The sequence below is a fragment of the Aquisalimonas lutea genome (genome assembly GCF_030409225.1).
GTDB classification, from domain to species: domain Bacteria; phylum Pseudomonadota; class Gammaproteobacteria; order Nitrococcales; family Aquisalimonadaceae; genus Aquisalimonas; species Aquisalimonas lutea.
The window spans coordinates 610,623-634,223 of the sequence record NZ_JAUFPK010000001.1; the positions used below are offsets into that span (position 1 = coordinate 610,623).

The following is a 23,601-nucleotide window of genomic DNA, read 5'->3' on the forward strand; positions in this document are numbered from 1 at the left end:
ACCATGACCCCGCCGAGTGACAACACCGCCGGCACCGAGGTGCGGCGCGCGCTGGGACGCGACGACGTCCTCGCCTACGCGCAGCTCACCGACGACTTCAACCCCATCCATGTCGACGAGGCGTTCGCGGCGGAGTCGCCGTTCGGCCATACCATCGTGCACGGTACCCTGACCCTGACGCTGGTATGGGAGCTGCTGGCGGCGCTGCGGCCGCCGCAGGGCGCGCACGGCAGCCGCGTGACCGTGCGCTTCACGGCCCCCGTCGCCGTCGGCGAGACCGTCACGGCGACGCTGGAGGAGGCGGCAGCGGCGGACGGGCCCATGCACATCGTGGTGCGCCGGGCGGACGGCGCGACGGCGCTCACCGCGGCTGTCCGGCAACCATGAACACGCCCTGCATCGCCGCAACCGGGCTGACCCCGTTCGGCCGCCTGGAGCCCGCGGACACCCTCGACCTGATGAGCCGGGCCGCGGGCGCCGCGCTGGCGGAAGCCGGCCTCGAGCGCGGGGATGTGGACGGCCTGCTCACGGGCTACTCGACCACCCACCCGCACCTGATGCCGGCGACCCTGTTCGCGGAGTACTTCGGCCTGCAGCCCGCCTACGCCCACGGCGTGCAGGTGGGCGGCGCCACGGGGCTGGCCATGGTGGACCTGGCCCGGCGGCTGATCCAGGCCGGAGCCGCGCAGCGGATCCTGGTGGTCGCCGGCGAGAACCGCCTGAGCGGGCAGAGCCGCGACCAGACCATCCAGACCCTGGCCCAGGTGGGCGAGCCCGTCCACGAGGTGCCCAACGGCGCGGCCGTGCCGGCCTACTACGCGCTGCTGGCAAGCCGCTACCTGGCGGAGACCGGCTGCTCGGAGGCGGATCTGGCCGCGTTCTCGGTGCTGATGCGCCGGCACGCGGCGCGCTACCCGGGCGCGCACCTCACCGGGGCCGTCACGGTCGCGGACGTCCTCGCCTCCAAGCCCATCGCCACGCCGCTGAAGCAGCTCGACTGCTGCCCCATTTCCGACGGTGCGGCGGCCGTGGTGGTCGCGCGTGCCGACCGGATGCCCGCCGGCACGCGGCCGGCGCGCATCACCGGCGGCGGTCAGGCGCATACGCACCAGCACGTGACCATGGCCCCGGAGCCGGTGCACGCCGGCGCCACCCAGGCGGCCGGCAGGGCCCTGAGCGAGGCCGGGCGACGGCTCGACGACATGGAGCTGCTGGGCGTGTACGACAGCTTCACCATCACCCTGGCCGAGCTGCTCGAAGGGCTGGGCGTCAGTGACCGCGGCCGCGCACCGGCGGACGCGGCCGCCGGACGATTCGACCTGGACGGCTCGCTGCCGCTGAATCCCCACGGGGGGCTGCTGTCGTACGGCCACGCGGGGGTGGCCGGGGGCATGTCGCACCTGGTGGAGACGGTCCGTCAGCTCACGGGGCGCTCGCCGGTCCCCGCGCCCCGGGGCCCCGGCCTGGCCCTGGTCCATGCCGACGGCGGCGTGCTGTCGTCCCATGTCAGCCTGGTTCTGGAGGGCGCGCCGTGACCATTCCGTCCATCGATCCCGCCGCGGCGGGTGCACCGCCGCGCATCGAGCGCTGCCGCGCGTGCGCTCACGCCTGGCTCACCCCGCGGGGCTTCTGCCCGCGGTGCGGCGCCGACGACGCGAGCACGGAGGACATCACCGGCGTCGGCCGCGTGGAGGCGGTTACCGTCGTGCACCGGGCCGCCCAGCCCTCGGCCGTCGGCCCGGCCCCGTACACCATCGCGCTGGTGGCGGCGGAGGCCGCGCCCGGGCTGCGCTTCATGGCCCTGGCTCCCGGGCCGGTGGCCGTCGGCGACCGGGTGCGGGTCACGCGCCACGGCGATCGGGGGGCGCCGTACCTGGTTGCGCGGGAGGCGGCGTTCCGGGACGGGACACTAGAGCAATAGCGCCAGCTGCCGGGAGCGTGCCACCAGGGCGCCGGTCTCGTCCCACAGCTCGCCGTCCTCCACCAGCAGCCCGTCGGCGATATCGCTGGTGCGGAAACGCCCGGCGATCCACCCGGGCGCCGGGTGCCGGCGTACGTGCACGGTGAGCTCCAGCGTGGGCACCCACCCGACCGGCCCCAGGAGGCTGAAGATCGAGGGCGGGAACGCGTCGGCGAACAGCACCAGCGCGGCGGTGTCCACCGGGCGGCCATCGGCCAGGCGCACCCAGCCCGCGATCTCCGCCCCGTTGCCGGCGCCGTCGCCTGCCGCGGTGCGGGCCACCCGGATGTCGAGTCGCGAGGCGATGGCCAGCCCGATTCCCTGGTTCAGCTCGGTCCGCCCGGGGCAGTCGTCCGGGGCCGGGAGTTCGGGCATCGGAAGAGCGAGTGCCGGCGCCTCGACCTCGCTCGGGCCGGGGCGGCCGAGATCCGCCATGACGGCGGTCAGCCGCAGGCGTTCCTTGCCCTGCTGCTCCATGCCGGCGGTGACGTTCGCCGCCCGCCGGCCACGGCGGACCAGCTCGGCCGTGATGCCTGCGTCGTCCTCGGCGACGCCCGGCCGGAGGTAGTGGATGGTGACCGATGCCGGGTCCGGCAGGCCGGCCGCCTCGCGCGCGGCACGCAGGGCCGGGACGGCCATGTAGCCGCCGTTGGGGTTGTCGCCGATGTTCCACGCCGCGCTCAGGCGCGCTTGCCAGCGATCCGGTGCCAGCGCCGTAACCGCGGTCTCGGCGTCAAACTGCCAGGTTGCCATGAACCTCTCCTCTGCTGCTGGTTCCGCCTGCACCCGGGGGCGTCGTCACCGACACCGGTCGCGTCCCGGGCGCACGGGTGCTCGAAACCCGACGAGCTCGGGCTGCAGGCCGCTACGAGCCGTTGCGTGCCGAGTGACGGGCGATGTCGCCGTGGCTGGCGAGGAGCTCCTGGAACGCGCAGGGGCGATGGATGGCGAATCCCTGCACGTAGTCCACCCCGATCTCCCGGAGCAGCTCCAGGCTCCTTTGCGTCTCGACATACTCGGCGACGATGGTCTTGTCCAGTGTCCGGCCGATGTCAGTGATGGCCCGGACCATCGCCAGGTCGGTGTCGTCGGTGGCCATGTCGCGGACAAACACGCCGTCGATCTTGAGGCAATCCACCGGAAGGTGCCTGAGATAGCCGAAGGAAGACAGGCCGGCGCCGAAATCGTCCAGCGCAAAGCTGCAACCCCGCTCCGCCAGACGTTCCATGAACCGGGTCACGTCCGCCAGGTTCCGGATCGCCGCGGTCTCCGTGATCTCGAAGCAGATCTTTCGCGGCGGCACGGCGTACCGGTCCAGTGTCGCCACCACGAAATCGGCGAAATCGTCCTGGTCGAACGAGCGGCCCGAGAGGTTGATGTGGCAGGCGTCCAGGGCTGCCATGTGGGCCGGATGCGCCGACAGCTGGGCGCAGACGGTCTCGATGACCCAGCGGTCGATCTGGTGTGCCGCACCGAAACGCTCCGCCGCGGGCAGGAAGGCACCCGGCGGAATCATGGCACCGCTCTCGTCCTGGAGGCGCACCAGGACCTCGTAGCGCAGTTGCTCCGGATGATCCGGGCGGACGATACGCTGCGCTCCCAGCGTCATCCGCTGCTCGTTCAGCGCGGCCCGTATGCGGGCGAGCCACTGCATCTCCCCGTGTTGATCGGCGAGCTCCTGGTCGTCCTCACGCAGCAGGTAGACGCGGTTGCGGCCGTGCTCCTTGGAAAGGTGGCAGGCAATATCGGCGGCCCGGAGGAGGTTCCTGATGTCCACGCTGTCCTGCGTTATGGGGACGACACCAATGCTGCAGGCGATGCTGTAGCTGGACTCCTCCCACAGGAAACCGGCGTTCGCCAGGGCCGCGCGCAGGCTCTCGGCGACGTGGCGGGCATCAGCCGCGTCGCAGTTCGCGAGAATCACGGCGAACTCGTCGCCGCCCAGGCGCGCGAGCACGTCGCCCTGCCGGACCGTGCGCTGCAGGACGCTGGCGACCTGACACAGCAGGTCGTCGCCGGCCACGTGGCCGGACGTGTCGTTGACGATCTTGAACTGATCCAGGTCCAGGAAGCACAGGGCGTGGCATGCGTGCGCCGAGCGCGCGTGCGCCAGGAACCCGGTCAGTTCCTGCTCGAATGCGCGACGGTTCAGCAGGTCGGTCAGCGCATCGTGGGTTGCCTGGTAGTTGAGCTCGGCGGACAGGCGCCGCGACTCCGAGACATCCTCGAGGATCAGCACGTAGCGCGCATCCGAGGCCTTGTCGTCACGCATGCGGGAGACGCTGATCCTGCCCCAGACCGAGCTGCCGTCGCCGCGCAGGAGCCGCTTCTCCACCGTATACCCCTGCAGGGAGCCGCCGACCATCGCTCGCCGGTGAGGCAACCCGAGGTGCTCGTCCTCGGGGTGAACGAGGTCGGGATAGCGCATGGCGAGCAAGGCCGCTCTTCCGTAGCCCAGGATCCGGCGCAGGACCGGGTTGACGTCGAGAATCTGCCCTTGCTCGCCCACCTGGGCCATGCCCACCGGCGCCTGCTCGAACATCGCCTGAAAACTGCGCTCGGCCGCATTCATCGCACGCACCAGCCGCCAGCCCAGCAGCGACGCGATCAGGCTCAGCGCCAGCAGAAAGACCACGCTGCCGACGGACAGGATGCCGGTCATCCAGCGTGCCGCCATCGCGGTAGCACGACGGAAATCCTCGCTGTGCACCTCGAGCCGGTTGTTGACCGCCGCCAGGCGTTCCCGCAGTTCGTAGCGGCGCTCGGCCGGCGGGACGCCGTTGCGCCATTCCTCCTCGATGCGGCCAGCCAGCCCTTGGAGCTCGCGGATGTACGGATCAGTACGCCGCCAGGCCTCGACGGCCCTCCGGAAATAGGGAGCGTCGGAGAGGTACCGGAAGAACCAGATCATCCGCGGAATATCGTCGGGGTGGTTATGCCCGCGGAGCAGCCCCTGCTGCGCCTGCTCGTAGTCAAGCTCGGCGGCTTCCATGGCCTCGCGCGCCTCAAGGTCACCAACGGGAACGTCGAGCCATACGCGCGCACGCTGCAACTGGGAGCGAGCCCCCGTCCGCGCGTACTGGTCGAGGGCGTCGATGACCAGCACCTGTGCCCGCGACCAGATGCTGTTGCCGGCGGCGTATGCGGTCGCGGCCGACTGCATCTGCACCACGACAACGCTGAATGCGGCCGCAAGCGCCGCGACAAGGATCAGGCCGGCGACCAGCCCCACGATCCGGATGGGCGGCATCCAGCCCCGGTGCCCCGATGTATCCCCGGATCTCGTCACGTACGTCGTCCCAAATCAACTGCGGCAATCCGGATGTGGAAGCCGTCCAACGCCTCGTGCCTGCAATCGTACGCGGGTCCGTATCGGTGTTATGTGCAATGGATCGCAACCAGCGCGGAATCATTCGGGGCGGGGATTGGCGAGCGTTTCAAGCGCATGCGCGCTTGACCCCGGGGGTCTCCCTGGCAAAGGAAGCCGCCGCCTTGTTTGGGTGTCCCGCTCTTCCGGGGTCAGGGCCGCAGCGCCTGCTCGAGGTCAGCGAGCAAGTCGTCACGGTCCTCGATACCGACCGAGAGCCGGATGAGGCCGTCCTCGATGCCCAGATCACGCCGGGTTTCCGCGGGGATCGAGGCATGGGTCATGATCCCGGGGTGTTCAATCAGGCTTTCGACGCCGCCCAGACTCTCGGCCAGGGCGAACACCTGAAAGCGCTCGAGAACCCGGCGAGCCCGCTCCTCGCCGCCGTCGACGACCATGGTGATCATGCCGCCGTAGTCGGCCATCTGCTCGCCGGCGAGCGCATGTTGCGGATGGCTGGGCAGGCCCGGGTAGAGCACGCGCCGGATGTCGGACCGTTGCTCGAGCCAGTGCGCGATGGCCCGTGCGTTGCTGCAGTGCTGTTGCATGCGCAGGGCCAGGGTCTTCACGCCGCGCATGGCGAGAAAGCTGTCGAACGGCCCCGCGATGCCGCCGGCGGCGTTCTGGATGAACCCGAGCTGCTCGGCGACGGCGGCGTCACGGACCACTGCCACGCCGCCGACGACATCGGAATGGCCCCCGAGGTACTTGGTGGCCGAGTGGACAACGATGTCGAAGCCGCAGGCGAGCGGCTGCTGGAGCATGGGCGTTGCAAAGGTGTTGTCCATGACGCTCAGCAACCCGTGCTCCCGGGCGAATGCGGCGATGTCCTGCAGATCGACAAGCTTGAGCAGCGGATTGCTGGGTGACTCCACCCAGATCATGCGCGTGTTGTCCTGGAGAGCCTCTGCGGCTGCCCCCGGCCGGCTGAGGTCGACGAAGCTGAACTCCAGCCCTGCGGAGCGGCGCCGGACGTTCTCGAACAGCCGATAGGTGCCGCCGTACAGATCGTCCATGGCGATGACGTGGCTGCCGTGGTCGAGCAGCTCCAGCACGCCGGCCGTGGCCGCCATGCCCGAGGCAAAGGCGAAGCCGGCGTGGCCGCCCTCCAGGTCCGCCACGCAGCGCTCGTAGGCGAGCCGGGTGGGGTTGCTGGTGCGGGAGTAGTCGAACCCCAGGTGGTGGCCGGGGCTGTCCTGTACGTAGGTGGACGTCGCATAGATCGGCGTCATGATGGCACCGGTGGACGGGTCCGGGGCCTGGCCGGCATGAATGACGCGTGTGGCCAGCCGGTGCTGCTTGTCGTGATCGTTCATGAGCAGCCTCGTCGTTACCAACCTTCTCAGAAGTACTGTCAGTCCACTCGCCGCCGCAGGTAGTGAAGCAGGTCAATGCGGGTGACCAGCCCGTGGAATGCGTCGCCGTCCGTGACAATGGCGACGTGATCCTCGTTGAAGACCTGCACGAGCTCATCCAGGCCCGCGTTCACGTCCACCTTCTGCAGCTCGGTGCTCATGACCTCCCGCACGGGCGTACGGAAATGGTCCTCATTGCCGTAGACGGCCATGAGCACGTCGGACTCGTCGATGATGCCGACGATGCTGTCGTTCTCGATCACCGGCAACTGCGATACGTCGTAGAGCTTCATGCGCGCATACGCGCTCATGAGAAGCTCGTCCGGCCCGATGACCACGGTGTCGTGCGCCGCGTACGGGTGCTTGATGAGATCCCGGAGATCGCCGTAGTGCTCGCCCTCCAGGAATCCCTGGTCGATCATCCAGTGATCGTTGTACAGCGTCGAGAGGTACTTGTTGCCGGTATCGCACACGAACGTGACCACGTTCCGGGGCGTGGCCTGGGCCCGGCAGTATCGCAGCGCCGCCGCGAGGCAGGTGCCCGTGGAGGTGCCACCCAGGATGCCTTCCCGGTGCAGGAGCTCCCGGGCCGTGCGGAAACTCTCCGCATCGGTGATGCTGATGGCCCGGGTCACCCCCGAGAGATCCGAGACAGGCGGAACGAAGTCCTCGCCAATGCCCTCGATCAGCCACGAGCCCGTGACTTCTCCAACCTTGCCGGTGTTCACGTAGTCCGCCAGGATGGAGCCTGCCGGATCCGCGAGAACCATCTCCGTGCCGGGGGAAGCCCTGGAGAAAAAACGGGACAGGCCGGTCATGGTACCGCCTGAGCCGACGCCGCAGATGACGGCGTGCACGTCGCCGGCCATCTGCTCCAGAATCTCCGGGCCGGTACCGCGCTCGTGGGCGAGGGGGTTGGCCGGGTTGCCGAACTGGTTGACGTAGACCGCATTGTCACGCTCGCCGGCGATGCGCTCGGCCATGTCCTGGTAGTACTCGGGGTGTCCCTTGCCGACGTCCGAGCGGGTCATGATGACCTCGGCACCCATGGCCTTGAGATTGAAGATCTTCGCCCGGCTCATCTTGTCGGGAATGACGATGACGACCCGGTAGCCTTTCTGCTGCGCAACCAGCGCCAGGGCGAGCCCGGTGTTGCCGGCCGTCCCCTCCACGAGCGTGCCGCCCGGACCGAGTGCTCCGGAGGCTTCCGCTGCCTCCACCATGGAGAGCCCGATGCGGTCCTTGATCGAGCCCGTCGGGTTCGTGTTCTCCAGTTTCAGGAACAGGCGGCATGGCCCGGTGTCGAGCGCGGTGACCTCGACAAGGGGCGTGTCGCCGATCAGCTCGATCGCGTTGGTGTACGTGTTCATCAGGCGCCGGCTCCCGGGTCTCCTCCCCTCAGTGTATTGCATCGTCCGCCTGATGACCGGATGACTCCGGGAGCCGCCCGGTAAAACGTGCCACCGGGCCGGACCACGGGTGCATCCCGCAGCGCGCCAGCCGCCCTCGCGCTCGTCGAAGCGGATCGTCGCCACGCCGATGGCGACGGGCTTCGCCGGGCGCCCGGTGGTCAGTCGTTGCCTGACCGGGCCCTCAGTGGCAGTGCTTGAGGTTACGGCCGATGAGCCACCAGTTGACCGGGTAGGCGGCGACGAAGCCTGCCGGCAGTGCCACGGCGAAGCCGATCCAGAACAGCGGATGGGCCATGGACCCGACCTGCACGCCGCCGACCGCATAGTCGGTGGCGTTCATGGCGACCTCCATGACCAGGATCGAGACCACCTCGCCGAGCCAGACGACGCCGAGAGCCTCGCGGTAGCTGCGTCCGTGGCGGCGCATCAGCGGCAGCACCGCCAGATTGACGCCGATGACAAGAGCCAGGGCGGTTGCCAGCCCCATGGTGGCCCAGAGGCCGAGGCCGATGCTGATGCCGATCGCCAGTCCCAGGAACTCGCCGATGGCGCAGCCCAGCAGGCAGTGCAGCGTGGTGTGCACGGCGGTTGCCGCTCGCCCCGAGCCGCCATGGTGGTGCGCGTGTGGATGCGAGCTCATGATGCGTCCTCCCGCGATCGGGCAATGGCAGGCACATTCTAAACTCTGTCGTCGGCCACGGAGTCAACACCCGGACGGCGTGCCTCGCGGGGAACAATCAGAACGCTACCTGATCACCACCCTTGAGCTGAAGCATCTCCCGCGCCTCCGCGGGGGTCGCGATCTCCAGTGAAAGACCTTCCAGGATCTCCCGGACCTTTCGTACCTGCTGGGCGCTGCTTTCGGCGAGCTGGCCCGGTGCGATCCAGAGGGAGTCCTCGAGACCGACCCGGACGTTGCCGCCCATGGCGGCGGCCTGGGCGGCAATGCGCATCTGGCTGCCTCCCGCCCCGAGGACGGACCACTGGTAGTCCCGGCCCAGCAGGCGATCGGCGGTGCGGCGCATGTGCAGGACATCCTCCGGATGCGGACCGATACCGCCGAGAATGCCGAACACGCTCTGGACGAACAGCGGGGGCCGGATCAGGCCGCGCGAGACAAAGTGGTGCAGATTGTAGAGATGGCCGATGTCGTAGCACTCACATTCGAAGCGGGTATCGTTCTCGGCGCACGTCGTGAGGATCTTCTCGATGTCTTCGAAGGTATTCTTGAAAACGAGGTTGCGGCTTTTCTCCAGGTGCTCGCGCTCCCACTCGTGCTTGAACTCGTCGTAGCGCCCGAGCATCGGGAACAGGCCGAAGTTGATGGATCCCATGTTCAGGGACGCGACTTCCGGTTTCAGCTCCACCGCCGGGCGCATGCGCTCCTCGACGCTCATGTGCGGACTGCCGCCGGTGGTCAGGTTGATGACCGCGTCCGTGGAGCGCTTGACCCGGGGCAGGAACCGCCCGAACACGTCCGGGTCCTGCGTCGGACGCCCGGTTTCCGGGTCTCGCGCATGCAGATGGAGAATCGCCGCGCCTGCCTCCGCCGCGGCAATCGCCGCGTCCCCGATCGCCCCGGGGTCCGCCGGAAGATGGGGAGACATAGACGGCGTGTGAATGGCGCCCGTGACGGCGCACGTGATGATGACTTTCCTCTGTGATGCCATGGCGATAATACTCCTTAGCTGCCGCTGTCTTTGGCGGCCGCGGTCTTGTGCGCGATCAAGGCCATCAAGCGCTTGTCGCGCCATGACTGGCGTTGTTCCAGTTCCTTCTCCGGCAGGGCCGAACGACGCTCCGCGTGCAACCGCTCGATCGTCTCTCGCGACCACGGCCGGGGATCCGCCTGCTCGTGAGACAGCGCCTCGTAGAGGGGGCCGTAGCGATCGGCGTATTCCTTCAGGCCTCCGGGTGCGTTCAGGTCGATGGTCTCGAACGGCCCCATGAACGACCACCGCAGCCCGAGTCCGTGGCGGAGCGTGTCATCGATGTCGGCGACTGTTACGTAGCCGTCTTCGTACAACCGGAGCGACTCGTTGAGCACGGCACCCTGAATCCGGTTCAGGATAAAGCCCCGCAGCTCGCCGCGGACCATGACCGGTACCTGGCCTGCCTCGAGCAGTAGCGAGCGCGCGCGCTCCGTGACCGACGGATCCGTGACCGGTGCCGGGCAGAGCTCGACCAGCGGAATCAGATAGGGCGGGTTGACCGGGTGCGCAATGAGGCAGCGCTCCGGGTGCTGCAGGTGGCCGATGAAGTCACTCGCGACGATCCCGGAGGATGAGCTCGCGAGAATGACGTCGTCGGCCGCTGCGCGGTCCAGCTCGGCGAAGACACTGCGCTTGGCGTCGACCGTCTCCGGCGCGCACTCCTGCACGTACGCCACGTCGTCCAGGGCTTCGGCAAGGTCGGATACCGTACGGATGCGCCCGAGAATGACGTCGCTGTCCTCGATGAGGCCGTACCGGGCAAGATCCCCCAGGGCCTCGGCAATACGATCCCGGGCGTAATCAAGGGCCCCGGAATCGATGTCGTACAAGCGCACCGGAAATCCGGCCCGGGCGAAGACGATCGCCCACGCGCGACCGATCAAGCCACTGCCAACGACTGCGATGTTCGGTTGCATGATCACCTCGGCTACAGCGTCTCGACGTTGCCGCAAACGCTGATGGGTTGGCCGGAGACGTTACGACCGTGTCGGGAGCAGAGGAACAACGCCATGTCGGCGACGTCCTGGGGGCTGACCATGCGCCGCAGGGAGATGCGGCTGAGATACTGCTGCTCCATTGCCTCGTAGGACACGCCGCTGGCCTCGGCGCGTGCGGCGATGACCCGCTGCATTCGCGGGCCCTCGACGATCCCCGGAAGAATGGCGTTCACCCGGATGCCGTAGGGCCCCAGCTCCTTGGCCAGGCTGGCGGTCACGCCCACGATGCCCCATTTTGTCGCCGCATAGGGCAAGCGCGAGGCGTACCCGAGCCGTCCGGCAACCGAGGCGATGTTGATAATGGCCCCGTCACCGTTTTGCTTGAGCAGGGGGGCGGCGCGGCGCGTGCAGAAGAAGTGGCCGCTGAGATTGACATCGACCGTCCGGCACCACGCCTCGGCGTCGATATCCTCCACCTCGGCCGTAGGCCCCGCCAGGCCGGCATTGTTGACCAGCACATCGAGACCGCCGAGATGCCTCTGCACTTCCTCGAACAAGTGATCCACGTCGGACTCGCTGCCGACATCCGCGAGGCTCCCGGTCATGGTCCCGGCCGCGAGGCAGTCATCCAGTGCCTCCTGCGACACGTCGCAGACATGGACCCGGGCACCGTGCGCCACGAAGGTCTCGGCGATGGCGCGCCCGATTCCGCCGGCGCCTGCGGTCACGAGCACCCGTAAGCCTTCCGGTACGCCGCTGAGAAATGCTTCGCTCATCCTTATTCCCTCCGCTGTCGCGTTGAAGCGTTCGGCATTGCAGGCGGGGTCGGACGCGTTCCGCGGCTCCGGTCCCGGGCCCTGAATCGTGCTGGTGCGGGCAGTACCTTCATGTCCTCTCCCGTAGTGCGAGGATGGCGCCGAGAACCACCAGCCCGTAGATGATGTCCCGCACGGCATTCGGGAGCATGGTCCCGGCCAGCGCGATCCCCAGAGCGGTCAACGCCAGGGCGCCGCCGAAGATGCCGATATAGTGCCCGCGGCCGCCCGTGATCAAGGAACCGCCGACAACCACGACAGCGATGGACGGGAGCAGATAGGCGTCGCCCATGCCGTTGAAGGCCTGGCCGTTAAAGCCGGTCAGCATGACCCCTGCCAGCGCCGAGCAGAAGCCGCTGAGCGCATAGACGGCCAGCAGCGTCCCGCCGACGTTGACGCCGGACAGCCGCGCGACGGTTGCGCCGTTGCCGACGGCGTAGATGCGGCGGCCGAACGTCGTTCGCCCCAGGAGCAACGTGGCGACCACGACGAAGCCGAGCACCGCCCAGGCGACGGGAGCGAGGCCGAGGACCTCCCCGTTCATGAAGCTCTGGAGGCCCGGCGGCGCCCACCCCTTGGGCGTGCCGTTGGTGTAGAGCAGGGCGAGACCCTGGGCGATGCCATTGACGGCGAGCGTCATCACGATGGGCGACAGGCCGAGAAGGACGACCCCGATGCCATTGACGAGCCCCAGCACGGTACCCGCGAGCAGGCCCGCCAGGATCGCCCACACGGGCGCGATGTCCGCTCCGGCAAGGATGCCGGTCAGCAGGACGCCCGACAGGGTAAGAATCCAGGGCACGGACAGGTCCAGGCCACCGGTGAGAATCACGGCGCCTTGCCCCAGCCCCAGGACGGCCAGAAAGCTCGTCAGCACGAGCAGGGATTCGAGGTACCCGATGCCGAGAGAGCGGTCGGGGATCGCGATCTCGGTGGCGATCAGGACCAGCAGGAGGACGCAGTACGCCGGAACAACGATGCGGAGCGTGTCCTGGTGGCGCAGGAACCAGGCTCGAACCGGATTGCTGCTGAGCTCATCGTCGGGGCGGGGCGGGGGTAAGTCATTCCGCCCCGCATCGACGACGTCACGGGCACGCCGGGGCAGCGAGCCGTCCCGGAGCGCGCCCAGCTTGCGCACGCCGAGACGCAGGTAGCCGGCGAACGCCGACTGGCGGCTCAGCGACGCGCCGAGAACCGCAAGAATCAGAATGACGCCCTCGACGATCGTGCTGTAGTACGCCGAGATATTCAGGATGAGCAGTATGTTGACGACGATCATCAGGGTATAGGCGCCGAATACCGAACCGACGCAGCCGCCGCGCCCTCCGCCGAGGCGCGCGCCGCCCAGCACGACGGCGGCAAAGATCTGCAGCAACAGCGGCTCGCCGATCAGTGGGTCTCCCGAGCCCGTTTGCGCGGTGACGAAGATGCCGCCGAGCGCGTAGAAGACCCCGGCCAGGGTGTAGACGCGGAATTTCGTCCAGGCGTTGCTGATCCCGTTGGCGCGCGCGGCGTCGGGATCACTGCCGACGGCATAGATGGACGTCCCGAAGCGGGAGTTTCGAACCAGGGCCCACAGAGCCAGCGCTGCAACCACGATGACCACCGGCATGGGGAGCAGCCCGGGGATTGCGTCGCCGGTGAGAAGCCCGGAGAAGCTGTAGGGGACGCCCCCGCCGGGCTGCGGCATGATGAGCAGGGTAATCCCCTGGATGATGAACATCGTCGCCAGGGTCACCACGATCGCCGGCAGGCGCATGAAGCCGACGAAAAAGCCGTTGACCGCGCCGGCAGCCGCCCCGACAGCCAGCCCGACAACGCACCACAGGAGCTGCGACGCGCCGCCGTCCTGCATCTGGCTCGCAAGAATCACGTTGACCAGCGAGATCACCGCGCCGGCGGACAGGTCGAACCCGCCCGTGAGGATGACCAGCGTCTGGCCGACGGCGGCCATGGCGAGGGGAACGCCGCTACTGGCGATGGAGCTGACCTGATAGAACGAGATGGGCCCGGCCGATATCACCGCAAGGAAGGTAAAGATGGCCACGAAGGCGGCGATCGCGACCAGGGTCGGGCGGCCGCGCGACGCCGACGCTTTCGCACCCGCGATGAGGTCGGTGAGCGCACTTTCCGTGTTCACAGTCATGAGACCACCCTGTTTTCTTCGACAAGGGATTCCTGGCCGATCACCGCACGGAGAATCCGGTCCTCGGTGATTTCATCGCCCATGAGCTCCTCGATGATCTCGCCCCGGTAGATCCCGAGAATTCGGTCGCACAACGTCACCAGCTCCGGTATCTCGGTGGAATAGAAGAGAATCGCCCCGCCGTTGTCGGCGAACTGGCGCATCAGCTCGTAGATCTCTTCTTTCGTGCCGACGTCAACACCGCGGGTCGGATCGAACATCAGGAGAACGCGACTTCGGGCGAGAAGCCACTTGGCCAGCGCGATCTTTTGCTGATTGCCGCCGCTGAACGAGGAAACCGCCTTGTACAGCGCCCGGGGATGGACGTTCACTTGCGCGAGCATTTGATCGACCGCTCGTCGCTCGGCGGTCTTGTCGATCCATCCCCATCGCGAGAATCGCTCGATCACCGGAAGGGAGACATTCTGCTGGCCCGGCAGGTGGAGAAAGACGCCTTCGGTCTTGCGGTCTTCCGGCAGCATGCTGACCCCGATCCGCGACCGGATGGCATCCGCCGGTGAGGACAGCGTCATGCGCTCACCGTCGACTCGGATCTCGCCGCCACTCAGGTGGGTCATGCCGAAGAACGCCTGGAACAGCGCCAGCTGCCCCATGCCCTGCAGGCCGCTCACCCCGAGGATCTCGCCGGGGTAGAGATCGAGCGAGATGTCGCGCAGACGACCCTCCGCGGTGAGGTGACGGCCGGATAGCAGCGGACGGGCATCCGCGGCGACGCTCTGCCCCCTGTTCCGGGCCTGTGACCGGGTAATCGAGCGGCCCGCGACCAGCTCGACGATCTCGTCGTCGCTCAAATCGCCGACGGCGTGCGTTCCGACGTGCTGGCCGTTGCGCAGAATGCTCAGGCTGTCGCAGTAGGCACGGACCTCCGGCAGCCGGTGGGATATGAACACGATGGTCACGCCCTTGCTGCACAGGTCCTGGATCAGCCAGCCCAGCCAGTCCACGTCTCTCCCGGACAGAGCCGAGGTAGGCTCGTCCAGCAACAGGATGGACGGGTTGCGGCCGAGGGCCTTGGCGATCTCCAGCTTCTGCCGCGACGGCAGATCGAGATCGCGGATCTCGGCGCGCGGGTCGATCTCGCCGATGCCCAGCTCGTCCAGAAGGTGGCGCGTTCGGGCCAGGCCCCGGCGTCCCCGGATCTGTCCGGCGACCGTGGGCTGGTACGGCAGCAGGAGGTTCTGGGCGACCGTCAGGTCGGGAATCAGGGTCATCTCCTGATACGCGGTCTGGATTCCGAGGCGATGGGCGTGACGGGGGCTCTGGAGCGCAACCTCCTCGCCGAAGACGCTCAGCTCGCCGGAATCCGGCTGCAGCAACCCGCTGAGAATCTTCACGGCAGTGGATTTGCCGGCCCCGTTCTCGCCGAGCAGTGCATGTGCCTCGGCGCGCCGGATCGCGAAGCTCGCACCGTCGAGCGCAATGGTCGCGCCGAAGCGCTTGGTAACGTCGCGAACGGTGATCGCCGGGTCGGTATGTTGGTGCATAGGTCCCCCCAGGGGGCAGGGGCGCAGCGCCCCTGCCCCGTCGTCAAGACGAAGTGTCTTGATCGGACGGTCGGCGGCTACTGGGTTGCCGCCTCGGCGTCGAACTCCTCCTCGAAGGAGCCGTGGCCGCCGTCCTCCGGCTCACCGAGGAGGGCCGCCTGGAAGCCGACCTCCGGGGTCCAGGGCCCGTAGATGTCGGCGAACCAGCCGGGCGAGACCAGGTTCGGATCGAAGACGTTGCAGCCGTTCGCCATCTCCTCCCAGGTGCCTTCCTCGCAGAACTCCATCTCTCCGGTGCGGGCGAGGGGCAACGGGAGATTGACGCGCTGGGGAACCTCCGTGCCGTCGAGAACGGCGACCGCCATCTTCAGCGCCAGCGCGCCCGAGTAGGGGGGCGAGCCGTACGAGATGCTGCGATAGCCGATCGGGCGGTAGGCCTCGTCGACGCCCTCGATGGTTCCGGGGGGCAGCATCTGCACGCGGTGGCCGTTGGAGGCCTCGCCGGCGCACGGGATAACGTCTTCGTCGGCAACGCCGTCCTCGATCTGCATCTTGGCCGCGGTGTAGCAGCCGACCTGCATCCACAGCCCGTCGAGATCATCCCAGTCCCGGTTGGCCATGATCTGCGAGAGCTTCTGGCGCGCTTCCGCCTGCGACCACATGCCGGGCGCCTCGGCGACGATGTCGATCCCCTCGTGCTGCGAGAAGACTTCCTTGGCGGCCTCGGTCCGCTTGGTGTCGACCGAGGTGCCGGGGACACCCGTAATCATGGCGATGTCGCCCTGGCCGCCCAGCTCCTCGGCCAGCCACTCCGCGATCACGCGCCCGGCTTCCTCCTGGTCGATGGTGACGTTGTAGGCGCACGGCTCGGTGATCTCCGCGTCATAGGCGATGACGACCACGTCCTGGTTGCATGCATTGCGCACGGCCCGGTTCAGGGCGTTCGGGGAGATCGGATAGACGACGATGGCGTCCGCACCCGCCTGCACCATGCCGTTGATCTGCTGAATCTGCTTCTGGGCATTGGGCCCGGAGACCTGGATATTCAGATCGACACGGTCTTCGTAGTCGGGGTGCTTGGCCATGGCCTCGATCATGCTCTTGGCCTCGGCCTGCCAATCGTTGCCGATGTAGCTCATGCTCAGGTAGATGTTGTACGGCTCGTCGTCCTGAGCCGCGGCCGGCCCGGCAACCAAGCCGAAGCCGAGGGCGAGTGTCGCGACGGCGGCACAGCCCCGACGCAATAGCTTTCCGGGTGTACCGGCGCCGCACGGGCGGGATGCCTCGTTGATACGGGGTGTCGATCGCATGTCGGTTCTCCTCCAAGACTGTGACGTCTTACTTATTGGCGGGCGTTTCGCCCTTCTTCTCCCGGGGCCGAATCACGCCGCGAAGCGTGGCTCGGGAATGCCGCGAATGCCGAGATCGCGAATGGCGAACAGGCTGCCCCCCAGCGGCCCGTCCTCGGGGAGATGGGGGAGCGGTGGCTTGGCCATGGAAGTGACGTAGAGGATGTCCAGCTCGGGACCGCCGAACATCACGCTGGTGACCTTTTTCACGGGCATCTCGATGCGGCGGTCCACGGTTCCGTCGGGGGCGTAGCGGACGATGTAGCCGCCGTAGACCTGGGCGTTCCAGATGAACCCTTCGGCGTCCACCGTCGACCCGTCCGGAACCCCGTCCTGGCCCTTGGTCGAGCACAGCGTCCTGCGGTTCGAGATGGTGCCGGACTCCAGGTCGTAGTCGTACGCCCAGATGTCTTCACTCCACGTGTCGGTGAAGTAGAAGGTTGTGCCGTCCGGGCTCCAGCACGGGCCGTTGGAGACCATGATGCCGTCGGTCAGGCGGTGGCAGGTGAAGTCCGGATCGAGCCGGTACAGGGCGCCGTTAGGCGCCTCTTCCTGCATGTCCATCGAGCCGACGACGAACCGGCCGCGCCGGTCGACTTTGCCGTCATTGAGCCGCGTGGTCTCGATGTCCGCCTCGGGATCCATCAGCGGCTCCACCCGTCCGCTGGCAAAGTCGAGCAGATGCAGGCCCGTCCGCAGGGCGACGATGGCGCCGTTGCCGTCCTTTCTCAGCGCGATGGAACCGATCTTGTCGGGTACGTCCCAGGTCTCGATCTCGGTGCCCCTGGCGGTTGCCCGGTAGACCTTGTTGCCGAAGCTGTCGATCCAGTAGATGCGCTCCTGCTGCGTATCCCACAGCGGGCCTTCGCCCAGGGTGGTTCGGCAGTCGACCAGTTGCTCGATTTTCATGCTTCTCCCCCGCGTTCGGTCTTGTTGATGGGCCAGTCAGCTGGAGCCGCGAATCACCAGCTGGTAAGGAAGCAGGATCTCCTCCGGCGTCTCCCGCGGCCCCTCATCGGCCGCGCTCAGCATCCGGCCGATGACGCCGGCCGTCGCCGAGCCGAACCGGTCATAGGGAACCCGCACTGTGCTGAGCCAGTCGGCCAGCCAGTCGTTCATGGGATTGTCATCGAACCCGAACAGGGCGATGTCGTCGGGCACCCGGATCTGGAGATCCCGGCAGCGCCGGTAGGCGCCGTACGCCATCAGGTCGTTGCCGCAGAAGATCGCGGCCGGGCGCCGGCCCGTGCGCAGCATGCGCTCGGCCGCCGTATAGCCGGAGTCAATGGTGAGGTCCCCGTGCTCGATGCAGTCCGCGGCGAGCTCAACGCCGTTGGCTCGCAGCGCCTGTTCGAAGCCTTCATAGCGCTCCCGGCTGGCGCTGGAGCCAAGGGGGCCGTGGATCACGGCGATCGGGTCGTAGCGGTGCGCCAGGAAGTGCCGTGCGACAGCGGCACCCGCTGCCCTGTTGTCGATGCCGACGAACGGCATCCTGGTCTCCGTGGGCGCGCGGCGATTGAGGAACGCCATCCGCACCCCCGCCTTCACCGCCTTCTCCAGGCCGGCACTCTCGACCGCCCCCAGAAGGATCACGGCGTGGACCTGATGCTCCTGCATCTCCTGGAGATACTTGTCCTGGAGCTCGGGGTCCTCATCCGTATTGCACAACGTCATGGCGTAGCCCAGGTCGCGCAGGGCGAGCTCGACGGAATGGGCGATGGCCGCATAGAAGGCATTCGTGATGTCCGGGATGAGCAGGGCGACCAGATTCGAGGTCTGACGGCGCAGCGTTCGCCCTGCCTGGGAGGGCACGTAGCCCAGATCATTGATCGCCTCGCGTACCCGGCGGCGCGTTTCCAGCGCGACGCCGACGCTCGCCTCTTCCCCGCCGTTCACGACGCGGCTCACCGTCGCGATGGACACGCCCGCGTGCGCGGCGACATCGGAGATCGTTGGCTTGGAGGCTGTGCTCATGGGCGCTCAGCTGCCGGGCAAAAGAATGTAAAGGTTTCCATTTATTAATGGTTAGTCGAAAGGAAACAGGCTGTCAAGGCAGAGAATTTCTGTAATTATTGATGAAAACGTTTACAGAAAAGCAGAAACAGGGTTGATGATACGCCCATTGTCATCCCGCCCGGAGCGGGGGCCCGCCCTTCTCGACGAGGCGCTGGACCTGGACCACCGATGCGTTCCCGGCCGGGGCGTCTCGAGGCCTCGATCCGCGGCCCGCTCGCGCGCCGAGCGGGCGGAAGTCGTGCGGCCGTCTCGCCCGGCTGTTGCGGACGTGCTTGCATGCCCGGGCCGCCAAGCGGCTCGAGACCGGGCACCATCAAAGGGGCATTGGGGTACGAACGTCCGCGGGCCGTATCAATCGGGCGTATCCCCGGTCGCGAGGGAAGCGCGTATTCCTTCGGGCAGTCGCGGAAGCAGGTGGGCAAGCTTGTGCGGATTCCGGACAACGTAGATCGCCTCGATGCGGCCGTCGACGATCGCCAGCGCCGTGCTCTGCAGCGTACCGTCGGGCTCGACGGAGAGGCTCCCCGGCATCCCGTTGAGCTCCAGCTGCTCGGACCACAGCGGCCCCGCCCACGATGCGCGGCGGGCGATCGCCCACAGGAGCCGCGCGACGCGTTCAGCACCCGGGATGGGCTTGAGTGCGGCCACCTTCCGGCCGCCGCCGTCGCTGTGGAAGACCACGTCTTCGGCGAGCAGCGTGCGCAATGTCTCGGTGTCGCCGCTGCGTGCCGCACCGAGGAAGGCGTCGACGACCTGATCGCGGTGTTGTGATGACACGCTGAATCGCGGCCGGCCGGCCTGCACATGCACCCGCGCCCGGCTCGCCAGCCGGCGACACGCTGTAGCGCTGCGATCCAGGGTCGAGGCCACTTCCCGGAAATCGAGCTCGAAGACGTCGTGCAGCAGGAAGGCCGCCCGCTCCAGCGGCGACAGCCGCTCCAGGGCGAGCATGAGGGCGAAGGAGACGTCGTCCGCCAGCTCCTCGTCGGTCTCACCCTGGTTGCCTGCTGCCCCCGGCAGCGGCTCCGGCAGCCACGGACCGACATAGGATTCCCGGCTTCGCCGACGCTCCCGCAGCCGGTCGAGGCATAGCCGCGTCACCACGGTCGACAGGTAGGCGCGGGTGTCGCGGATCGCCTCCCGGTCGGTGTCGTGCCATTTCAGATAGGCGTCCTGCACGGCGTCTTCGGCCTCGGCCACCGAGCCCGTCATTCGGTAGGCCAGGCCGAAGAGGCGACGCCGGTGGGGCTCGAACGCCTTCGCGGGGTCGTTCGTCATGGCAATCCTGTCCGACACATTCACAGGCCATCCTCGTCCACGGGGTGGACGCTGCGGAAGCCGACCGCGAGACGATTCCAGACATTGATCGCGCCGATGAGCAGCGTCAGCTGAACGAGCTCGGCGTCGGCAAAGTGCTTGCGCACGGCCTCGTAGTCTTCGTCCGGCGCGTGCGTATCGGCGAGCCGGGTCAGCGACTCCGTCCAGGCCAGGGCCGCACGCTCCCGGTCGGTGTACAGCGGGGATTCCCGCCAGGCCGTGAGCAGATACAGCCGCTCCTCCGCTTCGCCGGCGGCCCGCGCATCCCGCGTATGCATGTGTACGCAGTAGGCGCAGCCGTTGATCTGCGAGGCCCGCGTCTTGACCAGCTCAATCAGCCTGTACTCCAGGCCGCAGGTCCGGACGTGGTTCTCCAGCGCCACCATGGCTTCCATGGTCTCGGGCGCTGCGGTGAAAAAATCCAGTCGTGCTTTCATTTCCTGCCTCCCTTGGGGTGTCGCTCACCAAGGAAGACGAACGGACGTGCCCGATTGTGACATCCGACGGTGCTACGCCGCCTTCCGGGCGCCGCGGACCTCGTCCACGAGCCCCCAGGCCCTGGCCTCCCCGGGTATCATGAAGTGATTCTGGACCAGTGTGCGCACGATCTTCCGCAACGGGAGTTGCGTACACACTACGCTGACGTGGCGTCATCGATCATGCCGTCGACGAAGATGATGCGCTCGCGCAGCAGCCTGGCGAACAGGTCGAAGGAGCATTCGGTGCCGTCGAATTGTTCCGCCACCATGGGCACGTGGTTCATGGGCGTTCATCCATCCGCCGTCAGACGCGAGGGCCAATACCTGTAGGAGCCGGCGGCGCCGGCCGCCAGCAGATAGACGCCGCCGAGCAGAAGCATCTTGCCGCCGAGCGGCTGACCCGAGGTTGCGCCCACCAGGGGAGTACCCAGGCTCGCGCCGGCGAACAGGACGAAGGTGTAGAAGACAATGCCGCGCTGGCGATGCGCCGGGGATTGCTCCCCCAGAAAGCTGAGGACGGCCGGCACGGCTATGGCGACACCACCCAGCACCAGCCAGTGCCCCACCTGAAGCCCCCATGCGGTTCCCGTCAGCCCGGTTGCCAGCGTTCCACAGGCCGCAACGACAAAGCCCAGAGTCTGAACGGCGGGTGAAGACCAGCGGTAGAGCATCACGCCCGCGACCAACGTCATCAGCACCGCCGGCGCGCCCAGCAGCCGGAACAGCTGCAGGTCCACCCCTGACTCGCTGGCCTGGATGGCCGCGTAATAGAAGACCACTCCCATCAGCAGCACGAGGGTGACGCCGTAGATCCGGCCCAGCGCGCGCCAGTGGAGCAGGGCGAGCACCGAGCGGATCCGGAACAGATCCCGAGGCGTCCACGCATCGGTAAGCCGGAAGGCCCACAAGCATGCGGCAACGCCGGCCAGCGCAGCGGACGATGCCCAGAACACGCCGCGGGGCGCCCATGCGTCGCTCACGGCCGCCGCCAGGAGCTGTCCCAGCGGTGCCGCCATCAGCAGCGAGGCACTGAACAGCGCCACGGCGGTGGGACGGAAACGCGGGCCGTTGTTCTCGACGATGGCGGCGATGGCGAATGGCGGGAAGGCCGCCGCGGTCAACCCCTGGGCCGCCCGCCCCAACAGGAATCCGTACTCGCTGCCGGCGGCGAGCGCTGCCCCGGTGACCGCACTGGTCACCGCGAGGGCGCTCATACCCGCGGCGAACAGCCTGCCGCCGCTCACCCGCTGGTTGAGCCAGCCGACCACGAGCAGGCCCACGGCCTGGGACAGGGCGAAGGCCGGCGTGGTCCAGCCCAACACCCGCGCCGTCGTCGACAGGCCCTCACCGATGGCCGGCAGAAGGGGCAGATAGGCGTACAGTTGCCCCACTACCAGGATCGCGGTCATCATCATCAACGCCGTTACGGCCAACCCCCGAACCGGCGAACCCGCTTGAGATGCGGTCGTCGTTCCACTTGCCATTGACTGGTTCTCCCAGGATGCTTGCAGGAATGAGTTCGCATATGCACTGTGAATTCGGCGGGTTATGGCAACAAGAAAGTCATTATCCTAGGACTTCTAGTCCCAGCCTGAACCAGTGGTAGCGACGATGGACCGACAGGAGATGGGCGCCTTTCTGAGGGCGTGCCGCGGCCGCACGGACCCGGTGTCGTCGGGGTTTGCGGTGGGCAAACGCCGGCGCGTGGCCGGGCTGCGCCGGGAAGAGGTCGCCGAGCTCGCCGGCATCAGCCCCGACTGGTATACACGCCTGGAGCAGGGCCGTGATGTCGGCGTCTCCCGGGATGTGCTCGAGCGGCTGATCGACGCGTTCCAGCTCACGGCCTCGGAAGCCGACTACCTGATTTCGCTCTCCGGCATTTCCCCCGCAACGCAGACCGAGCAGAGGCCCGCGCCAGGCGGTACGGAGCAGGTGGCGCAACAGCGGGTGCTGGAGTCCCTGAACCCACACCCCGCCTACTACGTGGCCGGCCCCTGGGACCTGGTCGCCTGGAACGAGTCGGCCGAGCAGGTCATGCCCGAGCTGTTCAGGACGGACGCCCGGCGCAACGCGCTGCGCATGGTTTTCTGCAACGAATCATTCCGGGAGCGGCTCGCGGACTGGGAGCAGCACGCCAGGCACTGCATGGCGGTCTTCCGCGGTGACTATGGCCGCCACCCGGGGGACGAGCGCTTTCGGCGGGTGGCCGCCGAGCTGACCATCGCCAGTCCCGAGTTCGCCAGATGGTGGCCCGAGCACCAGGTGGAGGTTCGCACGCCGGCCGAAAAGCAGCTGCATGACCCGGAACTCGGCGAGCTGCATTTCGTCACGCAGTTCTTCCACGCCACGGAGCGGTCCGACCTCGTGCTCATCGTCTTCTGCGGCGATGCATCCACCCAGCGGCGGATTGCAGGCCGACTCGACGAAGGCAGCGCCCCGGACCGAGCGGCGCCCATCCATCAGCTCCCCGGATCGGGCCTGTAGCGCAGGATTACGCAGCCGGAGCTCAGCGGCCGGGTCTCGATCAGCTCCAGACGCAGCCTGGAGGGGCGCGGCCTGAACAGCGGCGTGCCGCTCCCCAGCAGCACCGGGTTGACGCCGACCCGGAGCTCGTCGATCAAGCCCTGCGCCATGAGCCCGTCACAGAGTGTCGCGCTGCCAAAGATGAACATGTCGTCTCCGGGGTATTCCTTGAGCCGACGGACCTCAGCCGCCGCGTCGGAGCCGACCAGGTCGGTGTTGGACCAATCGGCCCGTGCGAGCGTGCGGGAGAAGACGGTCTTGGGCAGGCGATTCATGATGTCCGCGATCTGCCCCGTCTCCCGGGTCCAGTGGGCGGCCATGCCCTCGTACGTCACCCGGCCGAACAGCAACCGCCCGGCGGCGTTGAGCTGCTCCATGGAGAAGGCCTCCAGTTCCGGCCCCCAGGTGTACTCAAGCCAGTCGATGGACCAGGGCTCCGCCCCCTGGAAATGGCCGTCCAGGGTGATCATGTTCCACATGATTAATCGGGGCATGCGCTTCGCTCCCTTCGTTCCGGTACGTCAATCCGCGTCGCGTCGCGCTTACCCATGTGGTCGTGTCGGTGGACGAACAATCGACGGGCGGGTGCCCCTCCGGCTACCTGGGCGTGGAGGCGACACACCACGTGGCCATCGAGTACCAGGAGTTCGGTGACCACCGACACCGAG

General features: G+C 67.7%; 22 protein-coding genes. 4 read left to right on the plus strand and 18 right to left on the minus strand.

From position 1 onward, the window contains the following. Positions 1–3: 3 nt before the first annotated feature. From QWY84_RS02940 to QWY84_RS02950, 3 genes are read left to right on the plus strand one after another with little or no spacing between them, the layout of a single operon-like run. Positions 4–387, plus strand: coding sequence for a MaoC family dehydratase (locus QWY84_RS02940; protein ID WP_290200956.1), 384 nt, complete (start codon positions 4–6; stop codon positions 385–387). Continuing rightward, positions 384–1,535, plus strand: coding sequence for a thiolase family protein (locus QWY84_RS02945; RefSeq protein ID WP_290200957.1), 1,152 nt, complete (start codon positions 384–386; stop codon positions 1,533–1,535). The genes QWY84_RS02940 and QWY84_RS02945 overlap by 4 nt, the downstream gene beginning before the upstream one ends. Next, entirely contained in the window at positions 1,532–1,921 is a 390-nt protein-coding gene (locus QWY84_RS02950; protein ID WP_290200958.1) for a Zn-ribbon domain-containing OB-fold protein, read from the plus strand. Before QWY84_RS02945 ends, QWY84_RS02950 begins: the two co-directional genes overlap by 4 nt. Here QWY84_RS02950 and QWY84_RS02955 read toward each other — a convergent pair. The 17 genes from QWY84_RS02955 to QWY84_RS03035 form a co-directional block, all read right to left on the minus strand. Next, complete coding sequence (locus QWY84_RS02955; RefSeq protein WP_290200959.1) at positions 1,910–2,713, minus strand: thioesterase family protein; 804 nt, start codon at positions 2,711–2,713, stop codon at positions 1,910–1,912. The genes QWY84_RS02950 and QWY84_RS02955 overlap by 12 nt on opposite strands. A 112-nt stretch (positions 2,714–2,825) precedes the next feature. Further along, positions 2,826–5,249 (minus strand): putative bifunctional diguanylate cyclase/phosphodiesterase, encoded by a 2,424-nt coding sequence (locus QWY84_RS02960; RefSeq protein WP_290200960.1) that lies wholly within the window; start codon positions 5,247–5,249, stop codon positions 2,826–2,828. A gap of 230 nt (positions 5,250–5,479) precedes the next feature. Continuing rightward, positions 5,480–6,643, minus strand: coding sequence for a trans-sulfuration enzyme family protein (locus QWY84_RS02965; protein ID WP_290200961.1), 1,164 nt, complete (start codon positions 6,641–6,643; stop codon positions 5,480–5,482). A 38-nt stretch (positions 6,644–6,681) separates the two neighbouring features. After that, positions 6,682–8,052 carry a pyridoxal-phosphate dependent enzyme gene (locus QWY84_RS02970; RefSeq protein ID WP_290200962.1) on the minus strand — a complete coding sequence of 457 codons (1,371 nt, stop codon included), beginning with the start codon at positions 8,050–8,052 and terminating at the stop codon, positions 6,682–6,684. A gap of 223 nt (positions 8,053–8,275) precedes the next feature. After that, on the minus strand, positions 8,276–8,734 hold the full coding sequence (locus QWY84_RS02975; protein WP_290200963.1) for a DUF4396 domain-containing protein: 459 nt from the start codon (positions 8,732–8,734) through the stop codon (positions 8,276–8,278). 97 nt (positions 8,735–8,831) lie between these two features. Next, positions 8,832–9,764, minus strand: coding sequence for a 3,5-dioxohexanoate:acetyl-CoA acetone transferase (gene kce / locus QWY84_RS02980; protein WP_290200964.1), 933 nt, complete (start codon positions 9,762–9,764; stop codon positions 8,832–8,834). Positions 9,765–9,778: 14 nt separating this feature from the next. Continuing rightward, on the minus strand, positions 9,779–10,723 hold the full coding sequence (locus QWY84_RS02985; RefSeq protein WP_290200965.1) for a 3-hydroxyacyl-CoA dehydrogenase: 945 nt from the start codon (positions 10,721–10,723) through the stop codon (positions 9,779–9,781). 11 nt (positions 10,724–10,734) lie between these two features. Further along, the gene (locus QWY84_RS02990) at positions 10,735–11,520 is read right to left on the minus strand and encodes an SDR family oxidoreductase (protein ID WP_290200966.1); all 786 of its coding nucleotides are present in this window, start codon (positions 11,518–11,520) and stop codon (positions 10,735–10,737) included. Between the two features lie 109 nt (positions 11,521–11,629). Then, the gene (locus QWY84_RS02995) at positions 11,630–13,705 is read right to left on the minus strand and encodes an ABC transporter permease (protein ID WP_290200967.1); all 2,076 of its coding nucleotides are present in this window, start codon (positions 13,703–13,705) and stop codon (positions 11,630–11,632) included. Continuing rightward, positions 13,702–15,249 carry a sugar ABC transporter ATP-binding protein gene (locus QWY84_RS03000; RefSeq protein WP_290200968.1) on the minus strand — a complete coding sequence of 516 codons (1,548 nt, stop codon included), beginning with the start codon at positions 15,247–15,249 and terminating at the stop codon, positions 13,702–13,704. The genes QWY84_RS02995 and QWY84_RS03000 overlap by 4 nt, the downstream gene beginning before the upstream one ends. Before the next feature lie 77 nt (positions 15,250–15,326). Then, positions 15,327–16,559, minus strand: a complete 1,233-nt coding sequence (locus QWY84_RS03005; protein WP_290200969.1) for a sugar ABC transporter substrate-binding protein — start codon at positions 16,557–16,559, stop codon at positions 15,327–15,329. 72 nt (positions 16,560–16,631) lie between these two features. After that, a complete protein-coding gene (locus tag QWY84_RS03010) occupies positions 16,632–17,507 on the minus strand; it encodes an SMP-30/gluconolactonase/LRE family protein (RefSeq protein WP_290200970.1) in 876 nt (291 codons plus the stop codon). Between the two features lie 36 nt (positions 17,508–17,543). After that, entirely contained in the window at positions 17,544–18,572 is a 1,029-nt protein-coding gene (locus QWY84_RS03015) for a LacI family DNA-binding transcriptional regulator (protein ID WP_290200971.1), read from the minus strand. Positions 18,573–18,965: 393 nt separating this feature from the next. After that, positions 18,966–19,892: an RNA polymerase sigma factor SigJ gene (gene sigJ / locus QWY84_RS03020; RefSeq protein ID WP_290200972.1), complete on the minus strand. Its 927-nt coding sequence runs from the start codon at positions 19,890–19,892 to the stop codon at positions 18,966–18,968. Positions 19,893–19,912: 20 nt separating this feature from the next. Further along, positions 19,913–20,368 carry a carboxymuconolactone decarboxylase family protein gene (locus tag QWY84_RS03025; protein ID WP_290200973.1) on the minus strand — a complete coding sequence of 152 codons (456 nt, stop codon included), beginning with the start codon at positions 20,366–20,368 and terminating at the stop codon, positions 19,913–19,915. Positions 20,369–20,565: 197 nt separating this feature from the next. Next, complete coding sequence (locus QWY84_RS03030; RefSeq protein WP_290200974.1) at positions 20,566–20,694, minus strand: Clp protease/crotonase-like domain-containing protein; 129 nt, start codon at positions 20,692–20,694, stop codon at positions 20,566–20,568. A 6-nt stretch (positions 20,695–20,700) separates the two neighbouring features. Continuing rightward, positions 20,701–21,894, minus strand: a complete 1,194-nt coding sequence (locus QWY84_RS03035) for an MFS transporter (protein ID WP_290200975.1) — start codon at positions 21,892–21,894, stop codon at positions 20,701–20,703. Between the two features lie 127 nt (positions 21,895–22,021). Between QWY84_RS03035 and QWY84_RS03040 the strand changes: the two genes are divergently transcribed. Then, positions 22,022–22,894, plus strand: coding sequence for a helix-turn-helix transcriptional regulator (locus tag QWY84_RS03040; protein WP_290200976.1), 873 nt, complete (start codon positions 22,022–22,024; stop codon positions 22,892–22,894). On the opposite strand, the gene QWY84_RS03045 is transcribed toward QWY84_RS03040, so the two are convergent. Beyond that, a complete protein-coding gene (locus tag QWY84_RS03045; RefSeq protein ID WP_290200977.1) occupies positions 22,870–23,427 on the minus strand; it encodes a dihydrofolate reductase family protein in 558 nt (185 codons plus the stop codon). The two genes, QWY84_RS03040 and QWY84_RS03045, sit on opposite strands and share 25 nt — an antisense overlap. Positions 23,428–23,601: the final 174 nt, after the last annotated feature.

What these genes read in the sequence shown, in the direction of transcription:
- QWY84_RS02940 (WP_290200956.1), top strand. Translation starts at nt 4, where the DNA reads ATGACCCCGCCGAGTGACAACACCGCCGGCACCGAGGTGCGGCGCGCG.
- QWY84_RS02945 (WP_290200957.1), top strand. Translation starts at nt 384, where the DNA reads ATGAACACGCCCTGCATCGCCGCAACCGGGCTGACCCCGTTCGGCCGC.
- QWY84_RS02955 (WP_290200959.1), bottom strand. Translation starts at nt 2,713, where the DNA reads ATGGCAACCTGGCAGTTTGACGCCGAGACCGCGGTTACGGCGCTGGCA.
- QWY84_RS02965 (WP_290200961.1), bottom strand. Translation starts at nt 6,643, where the DNA reads ATGAACGATCACGACAAGCAGCACCGGCTGGCCACACGCGTCATTCAT.
- QWY84_RS02970 (WP_290200962.1), bottom strand. Translation starts at nt 8,052, where the DNA reads ATGAACACGTACACCAACGCGATCGAGCTGATCGGCGACACGCCCCTT.
- QWY84_RS02975 (WP_290200963.1), bottom strand. Translation starts at nt 8,734, where the DNA reads ATGAGCTCGCATCCACACGCGCACCACCATGGCGGCTCGGGGCGAGCG.
- kce (WP_290200964.1), bottom strand. Translation starts at nt 9,764, where the DNA reads ATGGCATCACAGAGGAAAGTCATCATCACGTGCGCCGTCACGGGCGCC.
- QWY84_RS02985 (WP_290200965.1), bottom strand. Translation starts at nt 10,723, where the DNA reads ATGCAACCGAACATCGCAGTCGTTGGCAGTGGCTTGATCGGTCGCGCG.
- QWY84_RS02990 (WP_290200966.1), bottom strand. Translation starts at nt 11,520, where the DNA reads ATGAGCGAAGCATTTCTCAGCGGCGTACCGGAAGGCTTACGGGTGCTC.
- QWY84_RS02995 (WP_290200967.1), bottom strand. Translation starts at nt 13,705, where the DNA reads ATGACTGTGAACACGGAAAGTGCGCTCACCGACCTCATCGCGGGTGCG.
- QWY84_RS03000 (WP_290200968.1), bottom strand. Translation starts at nt 15,249, where the DNA reads ATGCACCAACATACCGACCCGGCGATCACCGTTCGCGACGTTACCAAG.
- QWY84_RS03005 (WP_290200969.1), bottom strand. Translation starts at nt 16,559, where the DNA reads ATGCGATCGACACCCCGTATCAACGAGGCATCCCGCCCGTGCGGCGCC.
- QWY84_RS03010 (WP_290200970.1), bottom strand. Translation starts at nt 17,507, where the DNA reads ATGAAAATCGAGCAACTGGTCGACTGCCGAACCACCCTGGGCGAAGGC.
- QWY84_RS03015 (WP_290200971.1), bottom strand. Translation starts at nt 18,572, where the DNA reads ATGAGCACAGCCTCCAAGCCAACGATCTCCGATGTCGCCGCGCACGCG.
- sigJ (WP_290200972.1), bottom strand. Translation starts at nt 19,892, where the DNA reads ATGACGAACGACCCCGCGAAGGCGTTCGAGCCCCACCGGCGTCGCCTC.
- QWY84_RS03025 (WP_290200973.1), bottom strand. Translation starts at nt 20,368, where the DNA reads ATGAAAGCACGACTGGATTTTTTCACCGCAGCGCCCGAGACCATGGAA.
- QWY84_RS03030 (WP_290200974.1), bottom strand. Translation starts at nt 20,694, where the DNA reads ATGAACCACGTGCCCATGGTGGCGGAACAATTCGACGGCACCGAATGC.
- QWY84_RS03035 (WP_290200975.1), bottom strand. Translation starts at nt 21,894, where the DNA reads ATGGCAAGTGGAACGACGACCGCATCTCAAGCGGGTTCGCCGGTTCGG.
- QWY84_RS03040 (WP_290200976.1), top strand. Translation starts at nt 22,022, where the DNA reads ATGGACCGACAGGAGATGGGCGCCTTTCTGAGGGCGTGCCGCGGCCGC.
- QWY84_RS03045 (WP_290200977.1), bottom strand. Translation starts at nt 23,427, where the DNA reads ATGCCCCGATTAATCATGTGGAACATGATCACCCTGGACGGCCATTTC.